At 64.5% G+C, this 6,919-nt stretch carries 8 protein-coding genes; all 8 read right to left on the bottom strand.

The window, feature by feature from the left end:
* Nucleotides 1–68: 68 nt before the first annotated feature.
* From HNQ09_RS18280 to purC, 8 genes are read right to left on the bottom strand one after another with little or no spacing between them, the layout of a single operon-like run.
* Complete coding sequence (locus HNQ09_RS18280) at nucleotides 69–542, bottom strand: hypothetical protein (protein ID WP_184031966.1); 474 nt, start codon at nucleotides 540–542, stop codon at nucleotides 69–71.
* Nucleotides 529–990, bottom strand: a complete 462-nt coding sequence (locus tag HNQ09_RS18275) for a hypothetical protein (RefSeq protein ID WP_184031965.1) — start codon at nucleotides 988–990, stop codon at nucleotides 529–531. Before HNQ09_RS18275 ends, HNQ09_RS18280 begins: the two co-directional genes overlap by 14 nt.
* 5 nt (nucleotides 991–995) lie before the next feature.
* Nucleotides 996–2,429, bottom strand: coding sequence for an amidophosphoribosyltransferase (gene purF, locus HNQ09_RS18270; protein ID WP_184031964.1), 1,434 nt, complete (start codon nucleotides 2,427–2,429; stop codon nucleotides 996–998).
* Nucleotides 2,426–4,666 carry a phosphoribosylformylglycinamidine synthase subunit PurL gene (purL, locus tag HNQ09_RS18265; protein ID WP_184031963.1) on the bottom strand — a complete coding sequence of 747 codons (2,241 nt, stop codon included), beginning with the start codon at nucleotides 4,664–4,666 and terminating at the stop codon, nucleotides 2,426–2,428. Before purL ends, purF begins: the two co-directional genes overlap by 4 nt.
* Nucleotides 4,663–5,331, bottom strand: coding sequence for a phosphoribosylformylglycinamidine synthase subunit PurQ (gene purQ, locus HNQ09_RS18260; protein WP_184031962.1), 669 nt, complete (start codon nucleotides 5,329–5,331; stop codon nucleotides 4,663–4,665). The genes purL and purQ overlap by 4 nt, the downstream gene beginning before the upstream one ends.
* Entirely contained in the window at nucleotides 5,328–5,699 is a 372-nt protein-coding gene (locus HNQ09_RS18255) for a cupin domain-containing protein (protein ID WP_184031961.1), read from the bottom strand. Before HNQ09_RS18255 ends, purQ begins: the two co-directional genes overlap by 4 nt.
* Nucleotides 5,696–5,947 carry a phosphoribosylformylglycinamidine synthase subunit PurS gene (gene purS, locus HNQ09_RS18250; protein WP_104989533.1) on the bottom strand — a complete coding sequence of 84 codons (252 nt, stop codon included), beginning with the start codon at nucleotides 5,945–5,947 and terminating at the stop codon, nucleotides 5,696–5,698. Before purS ends, HNQ09_RS18255 begins: the two co-directional genes overlap by 4 nt.
* 29 nt (nucleotides 5,948–5,976) lie before the next feature.
* Nucleotides 5,977–6,687, bottom strand: coding sequence for a phosphoribosylaminoimidazolesuccinocarboxamide synthase (purC, locus tag HNQ09_RS18245; RefSeq protein WP_184031960.1), 711 nt, complete (start codon nucleotides 6,685–6,687; stop codon nucleotides 5,977–5,979).
* Nucleotides 6,688–6,919 lie beyond the last annotated feature (232 nt).

The raw sequence follows: 6,919 nt of genomic DNA, 5'->3' as shown, positions 1-6,919 counted from the left end.
ATTGAGGGGGTCGGCTCCGGGTGTTCTTCATCGCAGAAAACACCGTACAGGAGCCGACTTCTCATACCTCACCCTGACTTTTGACCCCTAGAGAGATTTCTTTGTACGCACTCAAAAGTCTTTCCTGAGTTTCTATAATACTTTCCATTACCGATAGGCAATACACACACGTCCGCCTCTTGCTTTACTCCTGAAGCACCTTTTACAAATAGACTAATGTGTGCTTCTTTACATACCCATTCGTCACATCTCGGCTTAACAAATTTAACATATGAAAAATTAGAAGATATGTTATGTCCTGCTTGTGGGACTAAAAAACGCTGATTTGCATCTCTATTAAAGTATAAGCAGCTAAATCCCTTTTTCTTCATCGCTCGTACGACGACGCTAAAGATATAGAACTCTAAATATCCATCTAGTCCTAAGGAGGACTTGCCGGTCTTACTTGGTTTAGTTAAATGGCTACTAAGGGCATTCGAGTTCGCAATAATCTGTTTAACAAAATCAGACTCGGTGAGGGTTTTAGTACTACTCGCCGTCATTATACTCTTCCTGAGAAGTTATAATATCCTCACCCACCAAACTTACAAGTGAATTAATATCTTGACGTAAGAGGGAGGATAAATTTCCTATGATTAATCTGGACTCCTGATTAAATGATATGCCAGATTCTTCTGCGGCATTGCCATCCTCACTTGGATAGCAGAACCTAATATCCTCTATATATGAGGCTCCAGTTTCCACCTCCAAACTTTCAGGGATATCAGAATGTTCTGGCTGCTGCCTATTTAGCTGGAATAAATTTTCTGTGCCTACTACTAAACTGTCTGCTGCTGTACGGTAGTTCAAAGCACAGAATAAGAACTGTTTAACAAGTTCCAAATCATCTCCTTCCAACACTGGAAGCAGTTGCGATCTATAGTAGGGATTAAGCTCTGTGAAACTTTGCCTTACTGCGCTGGCGGTGAGCTGTATACTTTGTAAATCCATTTGAATTACACCTCCAAAGCCAGCTTATCCACATCGTTCAGCAGCGGCGTACCCGCCGGGTACTCGCCAGTAAAGCACGCTCCGCACAGGCCGGAGCCGCCGATGGCCTCCCGCAGCCCGCGTTCGCTGATAAAGGCGAGGGTGTCCGCGCCGATGAGTTGCCGGATTTCCTCGACGCTGTGGGTGCTGGCGACGAGTTCCTTGCGGGCGGCGGTGTCGATGCCGTAGAAGCACGGGTGCGTGATGGGCGGGCTGGAAACGCGGAAGTGAACCTCAGTGGCGCCCGCATCCTGCAGCAGGTTCACGATCTGGCGGCTGGTGGTGCCGCGCACGATGGAGTCGTCGACCAGCACGACCCGGCGGCCCCGCACGGCGGAGGTGGGCGAGAGCTTCATCTTGACCTTCAGCTCCCGCGCCTCCTGGGTGGGGGCGATAAAGGTGCGGCCCGCATAGGGATTTTTGTACAGACCGTAGTCGAAGGGGATACCGCTCTCGCGGGCGTACCCGATCGCCGCGCCGATGCCGGAGTCGGGCACGGGCACCACGATGTCGGCCTCTATGGGGTTCTCGCGGGCCAGTTGTGCACCCATGCGCAGGCGGCTCTCGTGGATGTCCACCCCGTCCAGAGCGCCGTCGCTGCGGGCGAAATAGATCCATTCAAAAGAGCAGGGGGTGGGCCGCTTCGGTTCCACCATCAGCGAGTGCAGGCCGTCCCGGTCAAACCACACCAGTTCGCCGGGCTGCACGTCGCGGATCAGGCGGGCACCGACGGCGTAAAGGGCACACGGCTCGGAGGCCAGCACCCACGCGCCCCCCGCTCCACCTGTCCCCTCGCGCTGCCCGATCACCAGCGGCCGGACCCCGTGCGGATCGCGGAAGCCCAGAAGCTGCGTGCGGCTCATCAGCACGCAGGCGTAGCCGCCCTTCAGCTCCTTCATCGCGCTGGCGGTCGCCTCCACGAGGTCCATGTGCGACTCGCGGGCGATCAGGTTGAGCATGACCTCGGAGTCGTTGGTGGTCTGGAACAGCGCCCCTTCCATCAGCATGCCGCTGCGGACCTCGCGGGCATTCACGAAGTTGCCGTTGTGCGCCAGTCCCAGGATGCCCTTGTTCGTGCGGGTGGTGAGCGGCTGGGCGTTGAACCGCAGGTTGGAGCCGGTCGTGGAGTAGCGCACGTGCCCGATGCTCACGCGGGCGTTGGGCAGACGCAGGCCGTCGAGCCGCCGCTCGTCAAAGACCTGCGTGACCAGCCCGAGGTCCTTGTCGACGTGGAACTTGTCGCCGTCGCTGACGCACATGCCCGCCGCCTCCTGCCCCCGGTGTTGCAGGGCAAAGAGGCCCAGGTAGGTCAGCCACGCGAGGTCCTCCGGCGCGGGAGAATACAGCCCGAAGACGCCGCACTCGTCCTGCGGCTTGTCGGTCGCCGGGTCGAAGATCATCCCAGAATCTCCCGCAGGGGGGTTTCATGGGCGGTGCGCAGCGTGTCGAGGTTCACGCTCAACTGTACGTTCGCCCCACTCACCGCAATGGTCACCCGGTCACTCCCCGGCAGGCTCTCGCCTAGCGCCGTGTAGGGCACGCCGAGGCCCTCCAGCACGTCCTGGGCCTCCTGCTCGTGGCCCACCGCCACGGCCACGATCACGCGGCTGTGCGCCTCCCCGAACAGCAGGGCGTCGGGGCGCACGCCTTCCGGCGCGTCCAGCAGCACCTTCAGGCCCTGCCCGCCTGCAATCGCCATCTCCGCAAGGGCCACCGCCAGCCCGCCCTCCGAGGCGTCGTGGGCGGTGGTCGTCAGCCCGGCGCGAATCAGGGTCAGCGTCCCGGCGATGACTTTCGCCTCCAGCCCCAGGTCGAGATCCGGCACCCGCCCCGCCTCCAACCCATGCACCGTTTCCAAATACTGCGAGGCCCCGATGCCCGTCGCGTGTTCGCCCAGCAGGTAGAGGACGTGCGGCCCGGCCTTGAGGTCCAGCGTCGCCCGCACGGTCACGTCAGGCAGCACGCCCACCATGCCGATGGTCGGCGTGGGGTGGATGGCGACCTTGTGATCGCCTTCCGCGTACTGGTTGTACAGGCTGACATTTCCGCCCGTGACTGGCGTGTTCAGCGCCCGGCACGCGTCCGCGATGCCCTGCACCGCCTGCTGAAGCTGGAAGTACACGCCCGGCTCATGCGGGTTGCCGAAGTTGAGATTGTCCGTGATCGCCAGCGGCGTCGCCCCCACGCAGGCGAGGTTGCGAGCGGCCTCCGCGACGGCAGCGGCGGCTCCGGTATAGGGGTCCAGATACACGAAGCGCGGATTGCAGTCCGAGGTCGCGGCCACGCCCATGCCGCTGCCCTTGACGCGCAGCACGGCGGCGTCGGCGGCACCGGGCACGACCACCGTGTTCGTCATGACCTGATGGTCGTACCGCTCAAAGATGGGCCGCTTGGAGGCGATCGTGGGGTGCGAGAGGAGGTCCACCAGCACCGCGCCGAGGTCGCCGGGCACGGGCACGCCGCTCAGGTCGCGCTCGCGCTTGGCCCGGATTTCTTCCAGCTCCACGCCCTCGCGGGTGTACTTGGGAGCCTCGTTCAGCAGGGCGACGGGCAGGTCGCACACCACCTCGCCGCGCCAGGTCAGGCGGTAGCGGTCGTGGGCCTCCACTTCCCCAATCGTCACCACGTCCAGTTCCCACTTGGCGAGGAGGTCCAGCAGCTCCTGTTCCCGGCCCGGCACGGGGACCAGAATCATCCGCTCCTGCGACTCGCTCAGGCACAGCTCCATCGGCACCATGCCTTCCTCGCGGGTGGGCACGAGGTCGAGGTCCATCGTGATGCCCAGCCCGGCGCGGTAGGCCATCTCGCAGGTGGAGGACACCAGCCCCGCCGCGCCCATGTCCTGCACGCCCGCGACCAGCCCGGCTTCAATCGCCTCCAGGGTGGCCTCCAGCAGCAGCTTCTCCATGAAGGGGTCACCCACCTGCACGGCGGGGCGGTCGGCTTGCGAGGCGTCGCTGAGGTCCGCCGACGCGAAGACCGCGCCGCCCAGCCCGTCGCGCCCGGTCTTGGAGCCGACATACACGATCTGGTTGCCGACCTCGCCCATCGTGCCCTTCGCCAAGTCCTCGTGGCGCAGTAGGCCCAGGGCCATCACGTTGACCAGTGGGTTCTCCTGATACGACGGGTGAAAGGTCACCTCGCCGCCCACCGTGGGCACGCCGATCGCGTTGCCGTAGAGGGAGATGCCCTCCACCACGCCGTTCACCAGAAAGCGGGTGCGGGGGGAGTCGGGGTTACCGAAGCGCAGCGAGTCCAGCACGGCAAAGGGCCGCGCCCCCATCGCAAAGATGTCGCGCAGGATGCCGCCCACGCCCGTCGCCGCGCCCTGCACGGGTTCCACCGCCGAGGGGTGGTTGTGGCTCTCCATCTTGAAGGCCACGCCCCACCCCTCCCCGATGTCCACCACGCCCGCGTTCTCGCCGGGGCCTTGCAGCACCTGCGGCCCGGTCGTGGGAAAGGCCGAAAAGAGGGGCCGCGAGTTCTTGTACCCGCAGTGCTCGGACCACATCGCGCCCACGATGGCGGCCTCCAGCGCGTTCGGCTCACGCCCGATGCCCGACACGAGGAGGTCATATTCGCTCTCGGTCAGGCCGAAGGTGGTGGCCTGGGAGCGGAGAGAGTTCACCTGCGTCACTTGACCAGCGCCCCTTTCAGGCTTTCAAAAATCCCCAGCCCGTCCTCGCTCCCCAGCAGCGCCTCGACCGCCCGTTCGGGGTGGGGCATCATGCCCAGCACGTTGCCGCCCTCGTTCACGATTCCGGCGATGTCGTTCAGCGAGCCGTTGGGGTTGTCCACGTAGCGGAACACGACGCGGCCCTCGGCCTCCAGCCGGGCGACCGTCTCCGGGTCGGCGTAGTAGTTGCCCTCGCCGTGCGCGATGGGGATTTCAATGGTCTGGCCGGGGTCATACGCCCCCGTGAAGGCCGTGTGCGCGTTCTCCACCCGCAGATGCACCGGGGCGCAGTGGAAGTGCAGGTCGCGGTTGCGCGAGAGCGCTCCGGGCAGCAACCCCGCTTCCGTCAGCACCTGAAAGCCGTTGCACACGCCCAGCACGAAGCCGCCGCGCTCGGCGTGCGCCTTGACCGCCTCCATGATCGGGCTGCGGGCGGCAATCGCGCCCGAGCGGAGGTGGTCGCCGTAGGAAAAGCCGCCCGGCAGGAACACCAGCTCGGTGCCCTCCGGCAGTCCGGCTTCGGTGTGCCACACGAACCGCGCCTCCGGGTCCAGGGTCAGGCGGGCCGCGTGCAGGGCGTCGGCGTCGCAGTTGGAGCCGGGGAATTGAATGACGGCGGTCCTCACAGGCGCTCCAAGTCGGTCACGGTGCGCTCGCCGCCCGCCGTGCCGGTGTTCACAGTCGAGGCGGGTTCCAGCAGCAGCACCCACGTCTCCTCGCCCTCGGCGGCGGGGCAGTGCTCCACGCCGCGCGGCACGATCAGAAATTCGCCCTCGCGCACCAGCACCTCGCGGTCGCGGAAACTCATCCGCATCGTTCCGCGCACGACGAGAAACAGCTCGTCCTCGTGCTCGTGGGCGTGCCAGATGAACTCGTCCCGGAACTTGGCGAGCTTGACCTGCTGGCCGTTCAGCTCCCCCACGACTTTGGGACTCCACGCCTCGGCAAAGAGGCCGAACTTCTGCTCCAGGTTGACGGGCTGGGGGGTGGTCATGCTTCCTCCAGCTCCCAGCGGGCATCCTCCATGATGGGGTTGCTCAGCACGTCCCGCGTGATGCCCGCGAGTTGCGCCTCGACCTCGGGGCGCTCGCCCGTGAGGGTCAGTTCGATCAGCTTGCCCACCCGTACGCCCGAGACGTTGGTGTGGTCGAGGTGCGACAGCGCCCGCTCGACGGTGCGGCCCTGCGGGTCGAGGATGGACGGCTTGAGGGTGACGAAGACTTTGGCTTGGTACTGGGGCATGGGAACCTCGTGGGGGGTGCAGGGGCAGGTCAGGCGAGGGCCGTCACGCGGCGCAGCATCTCGGCGTAGGCATCCTCGACCCCACCGAGGTCGCGGCGAAAGCGGTCCTTGTCGAGCTTCTCGCCCGTCGCCGCGTCCCAGAAGCGGCAGGTGTCGGGGCTGATCTCGTCGGCCAGCACGACCTGACCGTCGTGGGTGCGGCCGAATTCCAGCTTGAAGTCGATCAGGCGGATGCCGCGTGCCTCGAAATAGGGCGTGAGGAAATCGCGGACCTTCAGCGCCAGCTCGCGGATGCGCGTCAGCTCTTCCTCGGTCGCCCAGCCCAGCGCCACTGCCGTGTCGGTGTTGATCAGGGGGTCGCCCAGCGCGTCGGACTTGTAGCAGTACTCGACGACGGGGCGGGCCAGTTCCGTTCCCTCCTCCAGCCCCAGTCGCTTGCAGAAGCTCCCGGCGGCCACGTTCCGCACGATCACCTCGACGGGGATGATCTCGACCGCCCGCACCCGCTGCTCGCGGTCGCTCAGCCTCTCCAGAAAGTGTGTCGGAATCCCGGCCCTTTCCAGCAAGGGGTAAAGGTGCGCCGTGATCGCGTTGTTGATCTCGCCCTTGCCCGCAACCTGGGCCTTTTTCACGCCATTGAAGGCGGTCGCGTCGTCCTTGTACTCCACGACGTACTCGTGCGGGTCTGCGGTCGCGTAGACCCGTTTGGCCTTGCCCTCGTAACGCTGCTCAAGCTTCATGCCGGGACTCCCTGGAAAAGGTAAGGCGAGCGTCTCCCGCAAAAGATCGGGCAGACGCTCGTGGGTGCGCGTGGCTGGTCATTCGGGGGCCTCCATCGCCGTCTCTCGGACGGGCTTACCGCGCCGGGGGAGGACGCGGGGCGTCTCGCGGGACGCGGGTGGAAGGAGAAGGAAGAGGGACGCAGCCGGGGGCTGCCGTGCTCCACCTTAACACCGTGTTAAGCCGCGCGGG

It is taken from the genome of Deinococcus budaensis (assembly GCF_014201885.1).
Taxonomy (GTDB): Bacteria; Deinococcota; Deinococci; order Deinococcales; family Deinococcaceae; genus Deinococcus; species Deinococcus budaensis.
Note: the sequence above shows the minus strand (reverse complement) of the source record. Positions and strands in the feature narration are given on the sequence as shown.